Origin of the sequence: Peribacillus sp. FSL K6-1552, from assembly GCF_038005205.1 — a bacterium.
Taxonomy (GTDB): Bacteria; Bacillota; Bacilli; order Bacillales; family DSM-1321; genus Peribacillus; species Peribacillus butanolivorans.
Map to the genome: position 1 here is coordinate 1169239 of NZ_JBBOST010000001.1, position 20049 is coordinate 1189287.

The 20049-nt window shown below is 38.0% G+C and carries 17 protein-coding genes; 9 read left to right on the top strand and 8 right to left on the bottom strand.

The window, feature by feature from the left end; translation table 11 throughout:
- Positions 1-43 precede the first annotated feature (43 nt).
- Positions 44-1435 carry a MocR-like pyridoxine biosynthesis transcription factor PdxR gene (gene pdxR / locus NST21_RS05655; RefSeq protein ID WP_340888185.1) on the top strand — a complete coding sequence of 464 codons (1392 nt, stop codon included), beginning with the start codon at positions 44-46 and terminating at the stop codon, positions 1433-1435.
- A 74-nt stretch (positions 1436-1509) separates the two neighbouring features.
- Here the strand turns inward: pdxR and NST21_RS05660 are convergent, their stop codons facing one another.
- Both NST21_RS05660 and NST21_RS05665 read right to left on the bottom strand, forming a co-directional pair.
- Positions 1510-1929 (bottom strand): MarR family winged helix-turn-helix transcriptional regulator, encoded by a 420-nt coding sequence (locus NST21_RS05660; protein ID WP_056520421.1) that lies wholly within the window; start codon positions 1927-1929, stop codon positions 1510-1512.
- Between the two features lie 454 nt (positions 1930-2383).
- Positions 2384-2587 carry a hypothetical protein gene (locus NST21_RS05665; protein WP_053344821.1) on the bottom strand — a complete coding sequence of 68 codons (204 nt, stop codon included), beginning with the start codon at positions 2585-2587 and terminating at the stop codon, positions 2384-2386.
- 129 nt (positions 2588-2716) lie between these two features.
- Here NST21_RS05665 and ytvI point away from each other — a divergent pair, with 129 nt between their 5' ends.
- Positions 2717-3760, top strand: coding sequence for a sporulation integral membrane protein YtvI (ytvI, locus tag NST21_RS05670; protein WP_223305357.1), 1044 nt, complete (start codon positions 2717-2719; stop codon positions 3758-3760).
- Positions 3761-4123: 363 nt separating this feature from the next.
- On the opposite strand, the gene NST21_RS05675 is transcribed toward ytvI, so the two are convergent.
- Positions 4124-5476, bottom strand: a complete 1353-nt coding sequence (locus NST21_RS05675; RefSeq protein WP_340888188.1) for a hemolysin family protein — start codon at positions 5474-5476, stop codon at positions 4124-4126.
- Positions 5477-6095: 619 nt separating this feature from the next.
- On the opposite strand from NST21_RS05675, the gene NST21_RS05680 reads away from it, so the two are divergent.
- From NST21_RS05680 to NST21_RS05695, 4 genes are all read left to right on the top strand, one after another.
- Positions 6096-6668, top strand: a complete 573-nt coding sequence (locus tag NST21_RS05680) for a YitT family protein (RefSeq protein ID WP_340888190.1) — start codon at positions 6096-6098, stop codon at positions 6666-6668.
- Positions 6669-6760: 92 nt separating this feature from the next.
- Positions 6761-7474: a FixH family protein gene (locus NST21_RS05685; protein ID WP_340888191.1), complete on the top strand. Its 714-nt coding sequence runs from the start codon at positions 6761-6763 to the stop codon at positions 7472-7474.
- Between the two features lie 114 nt (positions 7475-7588).
- The gene (locus tag NST21_RS05690) at positions 7589-7753 is read left to right on the top strand and encodes an Lmo0850 family protein (protein WP_157443799.1); all 165 of its coding nucleotides are present in this window, start codon (positions 7589-7591) and stop codon (positions 7751-7753) included.
- 172 nt (positions 7754-7925) lie between these two features.
- A complete protein-coding gene (locus tag NST21_RS05695) occupies positions 7926-8555 on the top strand; it encodes a DedA family protein (protein ID WP_340892462.1) in 630 nt (209 codons plus the stop codon).
- 55 nt (positions 8556-8610) lie between these two features.
- On the opposite strand, the gene NST21_RS05700 is transcribed toward NST21_RS05695, so the two are convergent.
- The 4 genes from NST21_RS05700 to NST21_RS05715 form a co-directional block, all read right to left on the bottom strand.
- Entirely contained in the window at positions 8611-9942 is a 1332-nt protein-coding gene (locus tag NST21_RS05700) for a hemolysin family protein (protein WP_340888193.1), read from the bottom strand.
- 284 nt (positions 9943-10226) lie between these two features.
- A complete protein-coding gene (locus NST21_RS05705) occupies positions 10227-11336 on the bottom strand; it encodes a histidine kinase N-terminal domain-containing protein (RefSeq protein ID WP_340888195.1) in 1110 nt (369 codons plus the stop codon).
- 245 nt (positions 11337-11581) lie between these two features.
- Positions 11582-12460 (bottom strand): cation diffusion facilitator family transporter, encoded by an 879-nt coding sequence (locus NST21_RS05710; protein ID WP_340888197.1) that lies wholly within the window; start codon positions 12458-12460, stop codon positions 11582-11584.
- A 499-nt stretch (positions 12461-12959) separates the two neighbouring features.
- Positions 12960-13484 (bottom strand): universal stress protein, encoded by a 525-nt coding sequence (locus tag NST21_RS05715; protein ID WP_340888200.1) that lies wholly within the window; start codon positions 13482-13484, stop codon positions 12960-12962.
- Between the two features lie 352 nt (positions 13485-13836).
- On the opposite strand from NST21_RS05715, the gene NST21_RS05720 reads away from it, so the two are divergent.
- Positions 13837-15813, top strand: a complete 1977-nt coding sequence (locus NST21_RS05720) for a transglycosylase domain-containing protein (protein ID WP_340888201.1) — start codon at positions 13837-13839, stop codon at positions 15811-15813.
- 196 nt (positions 15814-16009) lie between these two features.
- On the opposite strand, the gene NST21_RS05725 is transcribed toward NST21_RS05720, so the two are convergent.
- Positions 16010-16318, bottom strand: a complete 309-nt coding sequence (locus tag NST21_RS05725; protein ID WP_056520436.1) for a hypothetical protein — start codon at positions 16316-16318, stop codon at positions 16010-16012.
- Positions 16319-16510: 192 nt separating this feature from the next.
- Here NST21_RS05725 and iadA point away from each other — a divergent pair, with 192 nt between their 5' ends.
- Positions 16511-17686 carry a beta-aspartyl-peptidase gene (gene iadA / locus NST21_RS05730; RefSeq protein WP_340888205.1) on the top strand — a complete coding sequence of 392 codons (1176 nt, stop codon included), beginning with the start codon at positions 16511-16513 and terminating at the stop codon, positions 17684-17686.
- A 1041-nt stretch (positions 17687-18727) separates the two neighbouring features.
- The gene (gene ltrA / locus NST21_RS05735; protein WP_053344638.1) at positions 18728-19990 is read left to right on the top strand and encodes a group II intron reverse transcriptase/maturase; all 1263 of its coding nucleotides are present in this window, start codon (positions 18728-18730) and stop codon (positions 19988-19990) included.
- Positions 19991-20049: the final 59 nt, after the last annotated feature.

A 20049-nucleotide genomic window follows, 5' to 3' on the forward strand; every position in this document is an offset into this window, starting at 1 on the left:
AAAACTGATATAATTTATAGAACCAGTTTTAAGGGAGGTCCAGATGTTTGAAATCACTCTAACTCTAAAGAAAACAAAAAAAGAGCCGTTATATCTTCAGTTGTATGAATATATTAAGGTGGAAATTCAGAATGGACAAATAAATGCTGGAATTAAATTACCTTCTAAACGAAAGCTTGCCGTTCATTTAGGAATAGGCTTGAATACAGTGGATGCAGCTTATCAGCAGTTGATAGCAGAAGGATATGTGGAAAGTCGTTTAAGGAAAGGCTATTACGTAGCTGATTTAGAACGGATACTACCTATAATGGAACAGTTGCCTGTTTCACAGGGAATGATACTCCCTCAACGTGAAACGAGCAAGATAGATTTCAACCATGGACGAGTGGATATAGACTCTTTCCCGCATTCCGTGTGGAAAAAATGTTTAATTAATACGTTGTATCATCAGGAAAGAGAATTGTTTATCAGTGGTGATGCTCAAGGGGAAGTTGGTCTCCGAACTGAGATTGCTGCCTATCTTTTTCAATCAAGAGGAGTTCGCTGTGTTCCTGATCAAATCATAATCGGTGCAGGTACACAGTATTTAATCCATCTACTACGGTTACTTCTTGGAAATGAGCGGATCTTTGGGGTGGAAGACCCTTGCTTTCATCGGGTTAGGGAGGTATTGAGGTTGGAGGGAGCCCATATGACATTCATTCCATTAGATGAAAGTGGAATGAGTGTTGACACTTTGAAAGAGTGTGCTGCGAATGTTGCCTATGTCACTCCTTCCCATCAATTCCCTTACGGCATGATCATGCCGATAACTAGAAGGGTGGAATTATTGAATTGGGCGGAGAAAAACAACGGCTATATTATTGAAGATGATTATGACGGGGAATTCCGTCATGCGGGCAAACCAATTCCTTCCTTACAAGGATTGGACACAAATGGAAGGGTTATCTACCTAGGTACGTTTTCAAAATCGTTGATTCCAACGATAAGAGTGGGCTATATGGTGTTACCAAAGGAGTTAGCTATTCTTTATCATGAAAAGTTAAAAGGTTACAAACAGACCGTTTCTAGAATGATTCAAGAAACGCTCTGTCTTTTTATGAAAAATGGACATTGGGAACGCCATCTGAATAAAATGCGTACGATTTATCGTAAAAAGAATAAGGTGTTACTGAATGCAATTGAAGAGAATTTTAATGATCGTGTAACTGTAATCGGTGAAAAGTCAGGATTACACGTTCTGTTAAAAGTAAAAAACAGCAGCACTGAGTCAGAGCTCATTCAAATGGCTGCTAGTGTCGGGGTGAAAGTCCATCCAACTTCGATTTATCATTCAAAGAAGGTAAAAGAGCCGACTATTTTAATTGGATATGGTGGTTTAACCGAAAGGGAAATCGAAGAAGGAATCCGACTTTTAAAAAAGGCATGGCTTTAGCTCGTTTTACTCAAAAGAGGTCAATGGAAAAGGCCATGACTATCACTTCTTCCACAATAATATAAGGCACCAATTCAGTTCCTTATATTATTGAGGATTTTAAGGACCGTCTGGAAAAATAAGTCCTGCTCTTCTTCAGTAATGCCATCCAGGGCTTTTCCTTCAATCTTTTCTGCAATCTTAAGGCATTTTGTATGTACTTCTTTGCCCTTGGGAGTCAGTTCGATTCGCTTTTCCTGTTCATCTTTTCCAGGGACCTGCTTAATCATATTATTCTGTTCCATGCTGTTGACCGAACGTGTGATGATAACACTATCTACATCCAAGTAATTGCAAATATCGGGGATGGTGGAATATCCACAGTTCTTTAAATAATTCAAGATTGTCCACTGATTATGATAAATTTCAAGGGCTGTAATTTGTTCATTCATTTTACTAACTAATGATCTGGATACTTGTAAATATTGATGAAATAATTGAGTAGGGTTCGTCATATGATTCTCCTTTATAATGGTTGACCAATCCATTATATTCTTTAATTCTTAAAAGTCTATTGTAAAGAATCATTCATTTCAGTCAATGTTTTTTTTTGGAAGCAAGGGGAGGGAAGAGAAGTATAATAGTAAAAGCCTCCCTAAATCATTTTAAATCAATCAAGAAGCAAATAAAAACTGGCAGACGAATCCTTATAAAGAATGGTTTTTTTTATTTTTCCATGTAAATGTATACCGTTATTTATAGATTGAATTTTGATGGACAACAGACTTATTATCAAGACAAAAATAAAATTCGGGTAATAAAAAATGAGAATTGTGTAAATCGAAATGAAAAAACATGATATCTACATCCTGCTGCCAGAAAAGGTAGCTGCCAATTGGGGTGACTTACAACATATTACAACATGATTTCTTAAAGAAAAAACCAGCCTTTGATTGGCTGGTTTTTTCTTTAAAATCTTTCGCTGGTGGACCGTTGTTTAGTTTCCTTTTTATTTCGTTCTTCTTCTCGTTCATATTTAATTTCATCAATTGGTAAATCTTCAATGGGCATGACAACTTGGTCACGCTCTAGCTGCTTTTCTTGATTCTCTTTGAATGCCTTAGATTTATTGTTACGCTCTTCAAGAAACTTTTCTTTATCTTTGTTATCCAATGTCAATCCCTCCATTTCTTTGTTTCTCTTTTTCCCCTTATTGAGAAAATAAAACGTATAAGCGAAATATATGGGATATTGTCTCATAAATATAAGGAGAAACAAGAAAGTGCTAGGAGGGTTTATTTAGTGAATGTTGCTTTGTTTTTTCGCTGGTTTTGGAGGGGGGTTCTCTTATTAGTTATACTATTTTTAATTCCCTACTCATGGGCATTAATTTTGGCGTTACTAACAGCTATTCTTTTGGATGGATTAGTTCGCCTAATTAGTAAAACATTAATGCTACATCGCCTTTGGGCCGTTTTAATTTCTTTTATTTTGTATGTAGGCGGGCTCATGAGCATCACATATTTTTTGCTTTCAGTTTTAATCAAGAGAGTCATTGTCTATTCGGAGAAATTTCCTGGTTTTATTCGTGAGATGTATCTGACAGCTATTCTGCCTGTTATTAGGCAATGGGAGCAATATTCTCAAACATTGCCGCCAAACCTCATTCAGTCGATTGAAAATACGATGGAAAAAGGGGTCAAAGCGCTTGAAGGGTTTACAAAGGATTTTGTTCAGGATATGGTCCAATTTGTTACACTTGTTCCTGGATTTTTCATTGATTTTTTGATTTATTTAATCGCTTTGTTTTTAATCAGCCTAGAATTACCAAAGCTAAGAAAAAAGGCTTTCCTTTATTTAAAGACGTCCACATATCAAAAAATATCACTAGTTTATCAAGATTTAAGTATGGCAGCAATAGGCTTCATTAAGGCTCAAATCTTGTTAAGTTTATTCACGTTTATCATGGCTTATACGGGACTATGGTTGTTAAATGTGAAATATACGATGTTATTGGCACTACTAATAGTTGTAGTGGACATTCTTCCTATACTGGGGACAGGATCTGTACTTGTTCCTTGGGCCATTATTGTTTGGGCACAAGGAAACCATCATCTTGGAATCGGCCTAATTATCTTATTCTTGGTCATAACTATCATAAGAAGAACAATTGAACCTAAGGTCTATTCAGCGAATATGGGATTAACTCCATTGGCCTCGTTAATCAGTCTTTATTTAGGGTTTAAGATGCTTGGTTTTATTGGGCTTTTCCTGGGGCCGGCAGTCCTTATCGTTTATAACACCTTAAAAAAATCAGGTGTTATCAAGCCTAACTATAAAATTTGAAAGATTGTTAGAGGTTTTTTGCATGATTTCTTAAATTAGACATATCTTTTACCGCTTTTCCTTGTCCGTTGCATTGATTGCAGTTCCGTGAAAAAAATTGTAGATAGCGGGTTTTCCCTTTCCCTTTGCAGTGCTGGCAAATGGTTATGAGTTTCATAAGTCCTCACTCCTTCTAAAATATAGCTTCTCTAACAGTATGAAACAATAAAGGTTGAACTATACTTAATGTTGTCAATCAAAATAATAAGCTGGGGTTTTCTTATATAATATGTGAGATATTTGTTTGATGTACCTAAATCTAGAGGATAAAGTGTTGAGGGATTAAAATAACCCCCCGCTCATTTAGAGCGGGGGGTTATTTTATCATGAAACAATTTCAGTTTGCGATATTATCGGAAATTCTTTTACTTCGCCCACGACTTTTGCTGGTTTATATATTTCAATATAGCAGATATGGTGGTCTTCCATTTCTTTTATTTTAAAGTGATAGGGACCATAAGTCAGTATATCACCTTGTTTGGCTTCATAATTCTCAGTAAGAATCCATCCGCCCATGGTATCAATATCTTCATCGTTGATATCCAGTCCCAGTAAATCATTCACTTCACTTACTAATACCTTTGCATCGATAATATAATGATCTTCTTTTAATTTGCGAACATCCGGTACTTCATCCAAATCGAATTCATCTCGAATATCACCAACAATTTCCTCAAGAATATCTTCAACGGTTACCAAACCTGATGTGCCGCCGTATTCATCCATGAGGATAGCCATGTGAATACGTTCTTTTTGCATCTTTAAAAGTAAATCGTGAATCGGAATACTGTCAATGACACGGATAATAGGGCGAACATATCTATTTATCGTTGACGATGCCTGATTACTTTTATCTATCATTTCAGTGAATAGTTCTTTGATATTCACCATTCCAATAACATGATCTTTATCGCCGTCGATGACAGGATAGCGAGTAAAGTTCTCTTCAGTCATTATGGTGAAAAATTGTTGAATCGTATCATCTTTAGATATCGTAGCGATTTCTGTACGTGGAACCATGATTTCTTTTGCAATTCGATCATCGAATTCAAAAATTTTATTCACATATTTAAACTCTGATTGGTTAATTTCGCCACTTTTGTAGCTTTCGGAAACAATGATACGAAGCTCTTCCTCTGTATGAGCCAAATCATGTTCAGAAACTGCTTTTAATCCGAGCATTTTTGTTAGCGTCCTTGCAGAGCCATTTAGTACCCAGATGAAAGGATACATGACTTTATTGAATGCAATTAAAGGTTTAGCAACAAATAAAGTTACCTGCTCTGCTTTTTGAATCGCCAATGTTTTCGGTGCCAGTTCTCCAATAACTACATGTATGAAAGTAATAAAAGAAAAGGCAATCGCAACTGAGAGTGCATGTGAAGCGGATTCAGGAAGATTTAATTGATTTAAAAGTGGCCGCAAAATGTGTTCAACTGTCGGTTCTCCAAGTACCCCAAGCCCTAAAGCAGTTATAGTAATTCCGAGCTGGCATGTTGATAAATATTCATCGAGGTTGGATGTGACCTGCCTTGCAGAAACAGCATTTGGCTTGCCCTCTTCAATTAATTGATCGATCCTCGTGCTTCTCACTTTAACAATTGCAAACTCCGTAGCTACAAAAAATGCTGTTAAAGCAATTAAAATGGCAATAAAAACCAAGTTTATTATGTCCAAATAGTCTCCCTTAACTCGCCTCTGAGACGAATAAGGAGTCCACCTCCTACATTTTTAAAATATACAAGTATATTTTTTTTTGCTTGCTAAATACTGTCGGGAGTCACTTAACGAGCTGTAAGTTTTAAGAAAAGCTATATGTGTATCAGCTCGAATTCCCGTTTTTAAATGATGAAGAGAATACTAGTGTATGTGATTAGCGATGCGCAGACGGGAAAAAGAAGAATTTCTGCTTGAAAAAGTGCACAAGCTTTTCAAAAGTATGCCCTTGTTCGTCAGGCAAAGCAGCGTCCGTCCGTCAAAACGAACATTCTTTAATATCCCATCCAATCACCTCAGTTTAATAAATTTAAATACTTTCATTATAGAAAGAGTTAGTCATTCAGTCAAACAGCTTACGACTCCTTAAATCCGGTATATTCCTTGTAAAGGATCACTTTGATCTACTAATTAGCGATTTTTGACTATTTCCTCTGCTTTACCGCATTTGTGATAGAATATTCAGAAAACAAAAGGGCTGTTCTCACAAAAATTGGTTAGTTTCATTATTTTTTAGATTGTATAAACATATTCTATAGAAACTGGACAGGTTTATGCATTATAAAAGGAGGTGGGGGTCATGAAGATCATAGAAAAAATGGCAGCGATTATTGCTGGAAGCATGCTTGTAGGGGTGGGAATCAATTTTTTTCTGATACCTTATCATTTATTAGATGGTGGCATGATAGGAATTGGGCTGATTTTTCATTATTATATAGGGCTTCCAACAGGGCTGGGTGTGATTTTGAGTAGTATTCCATTATATATATATGCATGGTATTTTGAAAAAAAACTATTTGTTAACAGCTTGCATGGCTTACTTTTTTCCTCCTTATGTATCGATATTTTTTCCGAGGCAGTCATTGAATGGAATCTTCCTGCTTATGTTAGTGCAATAATTGGAGGAGGATTGATTGGGCTTGGGATTGGACTCATGCTTCGGTATGGAACATCAACAGGTGGAACGGATATGTTGGCTCAAATCCTTTCTAGAAAGAGCGGGCTAAATGTTGGATTGTTAATTTTCTTTATTGATGGATGTGTTCTTCTTTTCGGACTAAGTGTGGTCGGCATTTCTATCTTTATTTATTCATTTTTAACGATTATTGCTGTAGCTCTGCTGACTTCAGTAACCGTAATGCGGACTGCATGATGAAAAATTGTATAAAAATCTGAAATTAGGGAAGGATGGGCAATATGAAAAGGACAGATTTTGGGTCTAATAAATAGTAAAGGAACGTTATAATGAAAAAACTCTATGTGTGTACTGCGTTGTTATTTATGTTAGCCGGCTGTCAAGAGTCTGAAATGCCGGAGGATAAAGAAGTGAATACTGTTATTCCAGAATCAATGGAAGCATCGATCGTCATTAAAGGGAAATTGGTTCCTGGCAAAGAAGTAATCCTTGAAACAACAGTAAAACAAGGAAGCAATTTGGTAAATGAAGCTGGTGAGGTTCTGTTTGAAGTAAGAAAGTCGGGACAGGACAAACGGGAAATGCTGGAGGCGAAGAATACAGGAAGTGGTACATATCAAGTGATGCATACGTTTAATGAACAAGGGAAATATTATGTGGTTGCCCATGTAACAGCCAAAGGGCTGCATGTGATGCCGGAAAAAGAAGTTGCCGTTACGGATCATGAAAGTGAAGGCGCATCTGCTCATCCAAGTACGGATGTTTCAATTGATTTTCAAAGTAACCCTGTGAAGGCAGGAAGCAGTTCGAACTTTGAAGCAACTGTAGAATTGAATGGAAAGCCTTTGACAAATGCAGATGTGAATTTTGAGGTGTGGAAAGAAGGTAGCGAAGAAAGCCATTTCACCAAAGCTAAAGAAGAGGAAAAAGGAAATTACCAAAATAAGGTATCTTTTGTTGAACCCGGCACCTATAAAGTTCAGGTACATGTTGAAAAGGACGAAGTACACGAACATCGATTGCAAACAATTCTAGTTAATTGACAAGTGTTAACAGTGACACTGTATGGTTTTTCAATTCAATTCTTTAAATAGGTTTTATATATTCGTTAATTGGGAAGTTAAAGGATAACGATACAGCAGAAAGGGAGAGTAAGTATGACTAACGAAATAATCAAGAAGTATAAAAATCTCGGGATTCATATTGAAAAAACGAAATCTCGTCAGGAGATTTTCACTAATGTTTATCAAAATGACTCATCCTTACTCACCACAGCTGTTTTTTCTCAATTTCAACAAAAACGGGATCTAAAAGAATATTAATGCAATGAGACCGGAGATAATTCCAGCTGGTCTTTTTTTGTGCTTTCGGGAATGAATTCCTTAATGAAGAAGAGAATACTCCATGCAAAAAATCGAATAGAACGTTATGTGCTGCAATAGGATAGAAGGACAAACATTTTGAAATTAGCCTTAAGGGGAGTCCGATTGCATGATGTCACAGCTTATTATGACGATATTAAATTGGTTTGCAGGAATGGGGTATATAGGTGTTTTATTAGGATTGATGGTCGAAATCATCCCGAGTGAGCTCGTTCTCGGATACGGAGGTTATTTAGTTGGTCAGGGTAAAATGAACTTTTTGGGGGCTGTCCTTGCAGGTGTAGTAGGAGGGACGATAGCGCAATTATTTCTCTATTGGGCGGGTTATTTCGGAGGACGGCCATTTCTTTTAAAGTATGGGAAATATATTTTAATAAAAGAAAAACATATTGTAATGGCTGAAGAGTGGTTCCATCGTTATGGGGTTGGAGTGGTTTTTACGGCTCGTTTCATCCCGGTCGTCCGCCATGCTATTTCTATCCCTGCAGGAATTGCGAGAATGTCTGTTTGGAAGTTCATCTTTTATACGGTTGCTGCTGTCATACCTTGGACCATTTTATTTCTAACCTTAGGACGGATTCTTGGGGAGAATTGGCAGCAGATTAGTGAGATTACTTCTCCCTATTTAATTCCGGTAGCTGGTTTTTCCTTTGTTCTCATCATTCTTTATATTATTTGGAAAAAAAAGAGTACACCTCCAATCGTAACGGTCAAGAAAATGGGCCGGTTTTCTGAAAAGTGATCACTATAAAAAACAGCCTCGTAAAATTTACTTTTACGAGGCTGTTTTTTATTCGTTATCCTTGAGGAAGGTCTTCTTCAAGAGGTAGCTGTTCGACCTTTTTTGTCACTTCAATATAACGAATGGCGTGATCTTCCATTTCAATCACTTTAAAGCAAAATCCGTCATTTTCCATGATGTCGCCAACATTTACATCATAATTCTCCGTTAAAACCCATCCACCGATTGTATCAACATCATCTTCCTCTAAGTGAATGCCGAGTAAATCGTTCACTTCTTTTACAAGAAGTTTAGAGTCTAAAATATAGTGCCCATCCTTAATTTTTCGGATGGATGCGACTTCATCAATGTCGAATTCATCGCGAATTTCACCAACGATTTCCTCAAGGATATCTTCAACCGTGACAAGACCGGAAGTACCGCCGTATTCATCCATCAAAATCGCCATATGAATGCGTTCTTTTTGCATTTTCAGCAGTAAATCATGAATCGGAATATTTTCCATGACCCGAATAATTGGGCGAGTATAATTTTCAATTGCTTTTGAATGGATTTCTCGATTCTTAATAAGATCTGAAAAAACTTCCTTTAAGTTGACTAAGCCGATAACATGGTCTTTATCACCTTCGACAACAGGGTACCTGGTGTATTTTTCTAGTTTAGCCACATCAACGAATTCTTGTACCGTTTCATCTTTTGAGATGGTTAGAATCTCCGTCCTTGGGACCATGATTTCTTTGGCAACACGGTCATCGAAATCAAAAATGTTACTTACATATTTAAATTCTGATTGGTTAATCTCTCCACTTTTATAGCTATCAGAGAGGATGAAACGCAATTCTTCCTCTGTATGGGCAATTTCACTTTCAGAAGCAGGCTTGAAGCCAAGCAATCCGACAACAAAACGAGAAGAATGATTTAATACCCAGATGAAAGGAAAGGCAATCTTATGGAAAAGAATCAATGGTTTGGCGATAGCCAAAGTCACTTGCTCAGCCTTTTGGATGGCAACGGTCTTTGGAGCCAATTCACCCACAACGACATTCAAAAATGTTATCAGTGAAAAGGAAATGACAAAAGCTAGAATGCTTGTGACTTCGCCTGGGAAATTCAAGGCCCCGAATAAAGGTCCTATCAATTTAAGGATGGTGTCCTGTCCAAGCCACCCTAACCCTAGAGCAGTCACGGTAATTCCAAGCTGTGTGGCTGATAGGTATTCATCAAGATCAGATGTAACCTTTTTGGCCGCAATGGCTTTTCTGTTGCCTTCTTCTATCAATTGATCAATTCTTGAGCTTCGCACCCTGATAATTGAAAATTCTGAAGCCACAAAAAAAGCAGTTACAGCGATTAAGATAATTACTATTAAAAAACTTAAAATGTCCAAATAGTGTGGGACTTAATTGAATCGTTTGTTATGTCGAACGATTTAATTTTCCCAGTCACCTCCCAAAACCAATAATGAATGAAATGTTGTTATCTTATCAAATGTTAGATGAAAAATAAATATCGTTTTGTCTAGTATGAAAATTTATGATGTTTTTTATTTTCAATCTATAGGGTCATTCACCTCGATTAGTAGTGGAACCTAACTATTAGTATAAGTAACTATACTCGAATCAGTCAAAATTTTTACTCAAATGGATACATGGAAATAACGGATATTATACTTTATTTTGTTTTTATTTGTATTGAGAAAGTCGTTAAGAAATCTGTTGAATGGCATGTTAAGGTTCCTTGATGCTTTAAAACAATCTCTTTACAAACGAATAGTCCTAATCCTGTACCCCTTTTTTTAGTTGTAATAAACGGTTCGAAAATATTTGGTAGTACCTCTTCAGGTATCTTAGGGCCATTGTTTGAAATATTTAAGGATAAAATACCGGATGGTGATTCTGAACCGGAAATGTATATGGATGGTGAAGGCATTCCCGCAACCACATCAAGAGCATTTAAAATGATATTTAGTAAAACCTGACGAAATTCCTCTTTAGAACCAGAAATCACTGCATCATCAGCGATATTACAAGTTATGGAAGCATTTACTTCCAAAATGCTAGGATATAAAAATTCAATCACTTCATTTACTAGCTGGGCGATAGAAAATAGATCCGGTTGTGATTCAAAAGTTTCTTTCTTAGAGATATTAAGAAACTGAGTAATCCGATAATTGAGCTGATCTAATTCTTTTGAAATAATATCTAGGTATTTTATCTCAGGCTGTTCTGCTTGTAATAATTGAATAAATCCCATGATGGAAGTGAGTGGATTTCTGAATTCGTGAACAAAGCTTGAGGTCATTTGGCCTAGGAGTGTCAAACGGTCCTTATGGTTAGGGCTTATAAACTGATAACGTGCTTCAAGCCCCTTCGTTTTCAATTCGGTAAAATAGGATAATGCATATTGAATGAGTTTATCGAAGTAAGCGTTAATTTGATGAATTAGATCGGATACTTCTTCTTTAGTTACCTCAGAATTTAGAACGTGATCAATGATGATGGATCTACCGATAGCCGCAGTGGCACAGAAAATTTCCATATTTAGCTGCTTCTTAACTCGATCAGATGCAATTTTTTCTCCTACGACCTTCAGTACATCTCCTATGTCAGTATCTGATTTTCCAATCTGATCAATTAGCAGGTTAAAAATATTTTCTACTTCTCCTTTAAAATACCCTATATATCCATCCGGTAAATTCAACAGCTCATCATTCCATTTGGAAATGATACTGCCTTTTTGAGAAGATAAAAAGTGAATGGTCATTTCTCGATTAGATACCATTTTGCCCTCCATACTGTAGGAAAATGAATTTTCTTTGAGCTTAAGATTTATGATTTAGAACAAAATTACAAAATATCAAAATAATTACATTGTGCTTTTATGATAACAGATTACCGTTCTTTAAACATGCATCAATTGGATAAATATTCGGCAAATAAGTGGGAAATCCCTTTTTTTGACACAGTTTTATTACTGTGAGTAGTGGATTTTAAAGATAAAAAAGGCATCCGTGAAATTAATGACGGTTACCTTTTTTGGGGGAATGTATATGGTTCGATATGAACAATCACATGTTGAATATTATATTCTTTTAAAAGGTTTTCCTCGATTTTTACCGTAATATCGTGGCTTTGGATGACGGTCAAAAGTGGGTTTACATGAACGGTAGCTTCGAGTAGAATTTCACTACCATGCATACGAGCTTTAATTTCACTCATGTTTTTAACACCTTCTGTTGATAAAATGGTTTGTCCGATTTGTTGTAGTAGCTGCTCGTCAAAACCATCGGTTAAAGAGATAGAAGCATCACGGAAAATATCCCAAGCTGTTTTACAGATGATGATTCCAACGACTAATGCAGCTATTGCATCTAGCCAGAAAATCCCTATCTTAGTACCTAAAATTCCTATAGAAGCACCAATACTGACCAGAGCATCAGACCGATTATCCTGTGCAACTGCATAAATGGAGGCGCTGTTAATTTTTTTGCTTAATGCTAAGTTGTAACGATAAATCCCGTACATAAAAATTGCGGAGAATAAAGCAACATAAGCAGTCAGCATATTGGGAACCGTCGTTGAATTTTGATAGAAGAAAGATTCTACAGCACTAAAAATAACCTGCAGGCCAACTGTAATCATAATGAAGGCAGCCACTAACGAGGCTACAGTTTCCGCTCGCAAATGACCATATGAATGATTATCATCAGGTGGTCGCTTAGATATTTTTAAACCAATCAATACGGCTATGGAAGCGATGATGTCAGTTGTGTTATTTAAACCATCTGCCCATAGTCCCTTAGAGTCTCCAAAATAACCAAATGACAATTTAAGAGCAGACAAGAATATGTAAGCGGCAATACTGATGTAGGCGCCTTTTTCAGCTGAAATTGAATGTTTATCCATGTCTATTCTCTCCCCAGTGTAAATTAGCCTTAATAAAGATATCAAAACAAACCTTAGTGAGTCTATAGAAAAATTGTCGTATTAATCCATCTAACTTGGTTAATAGCAGATGTATTGAACATATGTAAAGAAGTTGGTTTAAAGAAAGAATATAGCCATTATTAGGGATGGGAATTTATAATAGTATTTGCATTTTCTTGTCTGCTCATTAATAGAAACTAGTAGTATATTTTAACCGAGGATTAAAAATTAAATACTTCAAGAAGGGGAGCCAAAAAGGCAGAAAGTGAACTGTAGAGTTTGGATGTTTTTCGGTTCCGCTGCGCCAAAAGGACAGCCAGTGCCATTTATACTGGGACTTATATGCAATTAGTTTTATTTTATCGGCAGTTGTCGCGATGATGCTTTATTCGGCCGCTTCGAAGGTATTGTTGAAAAAAAGCCGGATTCTATATCGAATATCCAAACAAAGCCGGCACAAGAATGAGCCGGCTCCTTTTTACTTTGCAATAAATACCGAACAGGGGGCGTTTTTGGCGATGGAACTACTTGTACTGCCAAGAAAGAATTTTTCCAGCCCGCTTTTTGCGCTATTACCGACAACGATGAGGTCAGCCGCAGTTCTTACTGCATAGTCACATACGCTATCAGGCGCATGTCCTTCCAATATTTCAAATTTTCCCTCAACTCGACATTCACTTAGCAATCTAAGTGTATTACTTTCTGCGTTTTGAACACTATTTTGGACAACGGAATGGGTATCATTTGTCTCTTGATGATCCGTTTGTTCAACCTCCACAACGGGATGTGTTTGGACAGGGTCTACATAAAATCCTGCAGCTGGCACGAATCCCGGGGCGGATGCGTTTCCTATGATACGCTGTTCAACTTTTTCATTTAGGACATGAACAACGGTCAGCTTAGCTTCAGGAAAGGCCTTTTTCAATGTTGCACCATATTCTACTGCCCGTTTACTGTCTTCATTCCCATCAAAAGCGACGACAATATGTTTCAAATCTTTCATTAATATCATCTCTCCCCATTTTTAATGTATTTAAAAGTGTTATACCCACTTTTAAATGGCTTCACGCCTATTGATTGTGTATATTGATCACAAACATATGTAAAGAAGAGTTAGTAAGCATGCGCGAACAGGCTAGGGTGAATCTCCAGGCCCTTTCAGTTGAGTGGTCTGTTTTTTATCACTTTATAAATAAAAGGAGTAAGGAAGTGAATTTCAGGAGTAACCCGTTATAAGAAAAAAAGAGAAGAGAGCATTATGTCTCTGCCTTTTAGTCAAACGACGAGTTTTCTTTTATAAAAAGGGTAAAATATTTTTAATGAAGCATGTCTTAGATGGGAAAATGGGGGTTCAAATGAGAGGGTTAGTGAAAATAGGTCTGATTATTATATTGGCAATGGTAGTTTTCGGTGCCGGTTTACTTTTTTATTTCAAGCAGGGTGCAGATATAAGTCTTCTACAAAATCATCTTCAGCAACCGACAGAGATCTATGATCTCGACGGAAATCTTGCCAGTACTATTACGGGCAATAAATCTGAAGGTGTTGCAATAGAGGAAATACCAGATCATATGAAACAAGCGGTTGTATCCATTGAGGATCATCGTTTTTATGAACATCATGGCATTGATTATCAAGGAATTTTGCGTGCCTTAGTTAAAAATGCGAAGGCCGGAAGTATTGTCGAAGGAGGGAGTACGCTTACCCAGCAGCTTGTGAAGATTACGATGCTGGAATCGGAACGAACTCTGAAACGGAAGGTAGAAGAGTTTTTTCTTGCTCAGGAAGTCGAAGATGAGTATACAAAAGATGAAATTCTAGAAATGTATTTGAATCAAGTCTATTTCGGGCATGGGGCATGGGGAATCAAAAAGGCCGCGAATATTTACTTTTCCAAGGAGGTCTCTGAATTGACCGTTGCCGAGGGGGCATTGCTTGCGGGTGTCATTAACCTTCCATCCAAACTTGATCCATACAAAAATTTAGACGGTGCAATGAAACGACGTGATTTAGTTCTTTCAAGAATGGCCGAACATGGGTATTTGACGGATGATGAAGAGGCCGCGGCGAAAAAAGATGAAGTGACTCTTCTTCAGGGTGAGCAAATGACTGATCCATTAAAAGGAAAGTATCCTTATTTTGTCGACCATGTTCTGTCGGAGGCATCCAGTAGGTATGGAATAGAGCTCGAGGAGTTGCTTACAAAGGGCTACAAAATATACACAACACTAGATCAATCCATGCAGCAGGCTACAGAAACCGTTTATGCCAACGATGCCAATTTTCCAGTTGGGACTAGTACAGATCAATTGGTTCAAAGCGGGGCAATCCTCCTTGATCCGAAAACAGGAGGGATCAAGGCTTTAGTCGGCGGCAGAGGTAAACATCAATTCATGGGATATAACCGGGCAACCCAATTGACGAGATCTCCTGGCTCGGCCATTAAACCGCTTGTTGTTTACACGCCAGCAGTTGAGGAGGGTTATGATATCACCACTCCTTTAAAGGATGAAAAAATGAGCTTTGGGGAATATGAGCCAACAAATCTAAGTGGCATTTATAAAGGAGAAGTACCGATGTACGAAGCGGTGATGAATTCATTAAACGTACCTACTGTATGGCTATTAAATGAGATTGGTATCGATAAGGGATTGGATTCACTTAAGCGGTTTGGGATTCCATATGAAAAGGGTGACCGAAATCTAACAATTGCTTTAGGGGGCATGGACAAAGGGGTCTCCCCGCTGCAAATGGCAGGAGCCTTTTCCACTTTCGCCAACGATGGAAAACGATTGGAGTCGCATGCCATTTTAAAAATAGAAAATATCGAGGGAAAAGAGGTAGGGGCTTGGGAAGAAAAAGCCATTAATGTAACCTCTAAGGGCGTTGTCGACAAAATGAATACAATGCTGCTTGGTACAGTAGAATATGGCACAGCAAAAAATGCAGCTGTTTCCGGTTATGAAGTTGCAGGTAAAACAGGGTCCACACAAGTTCCAATCGAAGGAATATCAGGGGTTAAAGATCAATGGTTTATCGGTTATACACCTTCGTTAGTCGGTGCTGTCTGGGCCGGGTATGATACGACTGATGAAAAACATTATCTGACGACACATAGTAGTGAGGGGAGTGCACTTATTTTTCAAAAAATAATGTCGCAGGCTTTACGAAATCAGGCGTCACAATCTTTTAATACACAAGACATCGGGCCGCTTATAGCGGAACAACAGGCAAAAGAAGAAGAGGCGCAAAGAAAGCAATATTGGATTGACAAAGGTAATCAGATTCGGGAAGGATTGAATAAATGGAAAGACTGGGAGGTCCCATGGTGAATGTCCAAAGGGAGCATGGATTACATGCTCTTTTCTCGTTCATTCAGTCACAATAAAAGACTGTCAGATGTTTGACAGCCTTTCATCGTTCTTTAAAAAATAAGATTAGCTACAAAGCCTATAACCACAATTGCGCCGATCACCATTAAAATGGTTCTCATTATATACACCCTCTTCTATACGTAGTTAGAATTTATTAAATGTTAACTGTTTGGTTCGATTGAAAACCGAGTTTATTTGAATCATTCTTTTTGCATATAGTCTGTACTTTTTCGAGCATAGCTTGTACATTCTCGCCTTCAAGTATGACTTTCATAGTTGCACACTCCTGAAGAATGAGTACAAAAGAGACAAATGTAGAGAGTTTCTTGGCTTCGACCAATTTATGGTTGCAGATAAAATAAATATTACCTTTAAATTCTTTTGTAACTTGATATAAGTTCATAATTTGACGCATGGATAATCGTTTATTTGTTTTAATGTCCGAGGAAATTACTTTATTCATGTTGTTTACTCCTTTAGTGTTTTTATACTTTTAGCAAGCATAATCAAAATGTCAGTTAGCTACAATTTTTTTAAAAAAGAACAACATCTTTGTCCTTTTATGTAATTGTTAGCGGGTTATGCTGTATATTTACCCGTGTCAATGAATTTAAAACCTATTAGAAAATTTCAACTTATGAAGGGAGAAGGAACAATGCTTAAACTTATCAAAAATGGAGAGATTTATGGACCGGATTTTATGGGTCAAAAAGATATCCTATTGGTTGGAAAGCAAATTGGTTACATGGAGGATCAGATTGATGTACCTGTTGATTTTGTTGAAATGGAAGTGATTGATGCGGCTGGTAAAATTATTGTTCCAGGTTTTATTGATGCACATGTCCATATCATCGGTGGAGGAGGAGAAGGTGGCTTTAAAACAAGGACTCCTGAAATTCAGTTAACCGATGCAACATTAGCTGGTATAACGACATTAATTGGAGTCATCGGAACTGATGGAACGACAAGAACGATGCCAGGGTTGCTTGCTAAAGCGAGAGCTCTTGAAGAAGAAGGAATTAGCTGTTATGTTCAGACCGGTTCGTATCAAGTACCAGTCAAGACTCTTACAGGGAAAATTGAAGATGATTTAATTTTAGTGGATAAAATTATCGGGGTAGGCGAAATCGCTATTGCCGATCATCGTTCCTCGCAGCCGACTGCAGCGGAATTGGCGAAACTAGCATCACAGGCCCGTAATGGCGGACTTTTGTCCGGGAAAAGCGGTATCGTCAACATTCATGTAGGTGACAGCAAGAATCATGTACGGGTAATCGAAGAAGTCGTGGAGACAACTGAAATACCGATCACACAGTTTTACCCGACGCATATTAACCGTAATCAGCATTTATTCAATGCGGGGATAGAATTTGCAAAAAAAGGCGGCTATATTGATTTTACGACAAGTACCATCAAGAAGTTCCTAGAAGAAGGAGAAGTAAAGGCAAGTACAGCAATAAAACGAGCACTCGATGAAGGCGTTGATATTCGGCAAATCACCCTCACTTCAGATGGACAAGCGAGCCTGCCTGACTTTGATAGCAGCGGAAATCTGCGCGGTTTGAACATTGGTACGTGTATGTCCTTATATGATGCAGTAGTCGATGCGATTCTCGAGGACGGAGTCACAATAGCCGATGCAATCCGTGTTGTGACTGAAAATCCGGCAAATATTTTAAAGCTCGGTAATAAAGGGCGGATCGAGGTAGCTAGAGACGCCGACTTAATTATAGTTAAAAAAGAAACATTTGAAATTGATACCGTAATCGCGATGGGGCAAATTATGGTAAAAGATGGCATGGCGGTCGTGAAAGGTACATTTGAAAAATAGGGATCACTTCCGTATCCTCGAAGCGGAAAAGGAAATAAAACTTTCTTTCTGTTCTGTTAGAAATGTTAAGCTAGGGCTCCTTAACATTAATGAACTTTGATTTACGGTTGATAGGTTCATCCACGGTCTTTAGCAAACTGGGCCACTCGATACTTCACTAAATGATGTTAGTTCTTACTTTGTTATCCCTGCTTATCTTAAAGTTGCCTTTGGCGGTGTTGCTGAACTGATTTATCAAACTCTTCGATCAATCAAGTTGAAAATAGTTTTATATAACTAAAGATATAAAAAATACCTCCAAAGTCCCGCAATTCTAACTCGGTAAATTTCTTCATTATTGAAATCATTTGTTTCTTCGAGTTCAGATTCTCCTTCCCTAAAACTTACAGTATTGATTGGCCGGATTCTCAAATTAGATGCTCGCAAAAGGTAGGAAAGCGGTTAAGTAAAGAATGGAACAAGTTGTACTTGTTCCATTCTTTTTTTTTGTGCACCCGGCATGGATGCAATCTATAGGGTGAAAGTCCCGAACCATGAAGGCAGTAGTAGTGGTTAGCTTAATGCAAGGGTGTCCACGGTGACGTGGAATCTGAAGGAAGCAAGCGGCAAACCTCCGGTCTGAGGAACACGAACTTCATATAAGGCTAGGTATCATTGGATGAGTTTGCGAAACAAAACAAAGTCCTTACTGCCGAAGGTGGTACAGAGTAAATGAAGCAGATAGATGGAGGGAAAGATTGCACTCTTACCCGGGGAGGTCTGATGACAGCCAAGTACACTTGGTAACCTGTCCAGTGATGGACAGCTGAATCATCAGAAGTCAGCAGAGGTCATAGTACTTGTCTACTCGAGAAGATAAGGAAGGACCGAACAGATTAAGGAGGATGAATACTAGGCGTTCGTTATCTGCGAAGAAGCAAACAATTCCTAACGGAACTTATTTGAAGGAAGAAGTGGTGAATACACGGGGAACTTCAAAAGGGCGGAGCAGATAAAGGCACAAATAGACCATCTCGTCCACGCAGGGAAAGGATATCAACGATGTTAATGGAACAGATACTAGAGAGGGAAAACTTAATACAGGCATTGAAGCGTGTAGAAAGAAATAAGGGAAGCCATGGTGTAGATGGAATGCCGGTTCAAAACCTGAGACCGCACCTCGCAACCGAATGGTACAACATGAAAACTGCCCTTTTACAGGGTACCTATCAACCGCAGCCCGTCCGTCGTATCGAAATCCCGAAACCAAACGGCGGAGTTCGGCTATTGGGTATTCCAACCGTTCTAGACCGTTTCATTCAACAAGCCATTGCCCAAATATTGACTAAGATATATGACTCAACCTTTTCGGAGAATAGCTATGGATTTCGCCCTAACAAACAAGGGCACCAGGCGGTTCGAAAGGCAAAGTCCTATATAACCGAAGGTTATACATGGGTAGTGGATATGGACTTGGAGAAGTTCTTCGATAAAGTGAATCATGACAAGCTCATGGGAATGTTAGAGAGGAAAATTGAAGATAAACGAGTTCTCAAACTGATTCGTAAATTCCTTCAAGCAGGCATTATGATAGGCGGACTTTTTCATAAAAGTGAGGAGGGAACTCCGCAAGGAGGTCCGTTAAGTCCTTTATTATCTAATATCATGTTAGACGATTTAGATAAAGAACTAGAGAAACGCAATCTTCGATTCGTAAGGTATGCGGATGACAGTACTATCTTTGTGAAGACACGAAAAGCCGCCAAACGTGCAATGGGAAATATCTCAAGCTTCATTGAAAATAAACTGAAGCTAAAGGTCAACTACGAGAAGTCGAAGTATGATCGCCCTTGGAACAGAACGTTTCTCGGTTTTAGTTTCACGAAGTCAAAGAAGAACCCGAAGGTTCTACTGGCTAAACAAACGGTGAAGAGAGTAAAGAAACGAATCAGGGAAATGACCTCGAGAAAATTACCGATACCCATGAAACTCCGAATAAATAAGTTAAAGCAATACCTTAGAGGTTGGATGGGGTATTTCGCCCTCATTGATACTCCGAACGTATTGAAGAATTTAGATTCATGGATTCGAAGAAGACTCAGGATGTGCCTATGGAAGCAATGGAAATTGCCAAGAACGAGGGTGAAGAAACTCAAAGGATTAGGCGTCCCATTTGGAAAAGCATATGAATGGGGAAATAGCAGAAAGGGTTATTGGCGCATAGCGCATAGTCCTATTCTAGACAAAACCCTTAATAATGTTTATTGGCTCCATCATGGGTTAGTAAATCTATATGAACGATATACAAAACTACGTCAGACTTAAACTGAACCGCCGTATACCGAACGGTATGTACGGTGGTGTGAGAGGTCGGAGGCTAGGCG

What these genes read in the sequence shown, in the direction of transcription:
- NST21_RS05690 (WP_157443799.1), top strand. Translation starts at nt 7,589, where the DNA reads ATGACTAACGAAATAATCAAGAAGTATAAAAATCTCGGGATTCATATT.
- NST21_RS05695 (WP_340892462.1), top strand. Translation starts at nt 7,926, where the DNA reads ATGTCACAGCTTATTATGACGATATTAAATTGGTTTGCAGGAATGGGG.
- NST21_RS05715 (WP_340888200.1), bottom strand. Translation starts at nt 13,484, where the DNA reads ATGAAAGATTTGAAACATATTGTCGTCGCTTTTGATGGGAATGAAGAC.
- iadA (WP_340888205.1), top strand. Translation starts at nt 16,511, where the DNA reads ATGCTTAAACTTATCAAAAATGGAGAGATTTATGGACCGGATTTTATG.
- NST21_RS05660 (WP_056520421.1), bottom strand. Translation starts at nt 1,929, where the DNA reads ATGACGAACCCTACTCAATTATTTCATCAATATTTACAAGTATCCAGA.
- ltrA (WP_053344638.1), top strand. Translation starts at nt 18,728, where the DNA reads ATGTTAATGGAACAGATACTAGAGAGGGAAAACTTAATACAGGCATTG.
- NST21_RS05720 (WP_340888201.1), top strand. Translation starts at nt 13,837, where the DNA reads ATGAGAGGGTTAGTGAAAATAGGTCTGATTATTATATTGGCAATGGTA.
- NST21_RS05680 (WP_340888190.1), top strand. Translation starts at nt 6,096, where the DNA reads ATGAAGATCATAGAAAAAATGGCAGCGATTATTGCTGGAAGCATGCTT.
- NST21_RS05725 (WP_056520436.1), bottom strand. Translation starts at nt 16,318, where the DNA reads ATGAATAAAGTAATTTCCTCGGACATTAAAACAAATAAACGATTATCC.
- NST21_RS05685 (WP_340888191.1), top strand. Translation starts at nt 6,761, where the DNA reads ATGAAAAAACTCTATGTGTGTACTGCGTTGTTATTTATGTTAGCCGGC.
- pdxR (WP_340888185.1), top strand. Translation starts at nt 44, where the DNA reads ATGTTTGAAATCACTCTAACTCTAAAGAAAACAAAAAAAGAGCCGTTA.
- NST21_RS05705 (WP_340888195.1), bottom strand. Translation starts at nt 11,336, where the DNA reads ATGGTATCTAATCGAGAAATGACCATTCACTTTTTATCTTCTCAAAAA.
- NST21_RS05710 (WP_340888197.1), bottom strand. Translation starts at nt 12,460, where the DNA reads ATGGATAAACATTCAATTTCAGCTGAAAAAGGCGCCTACATCAGTATT.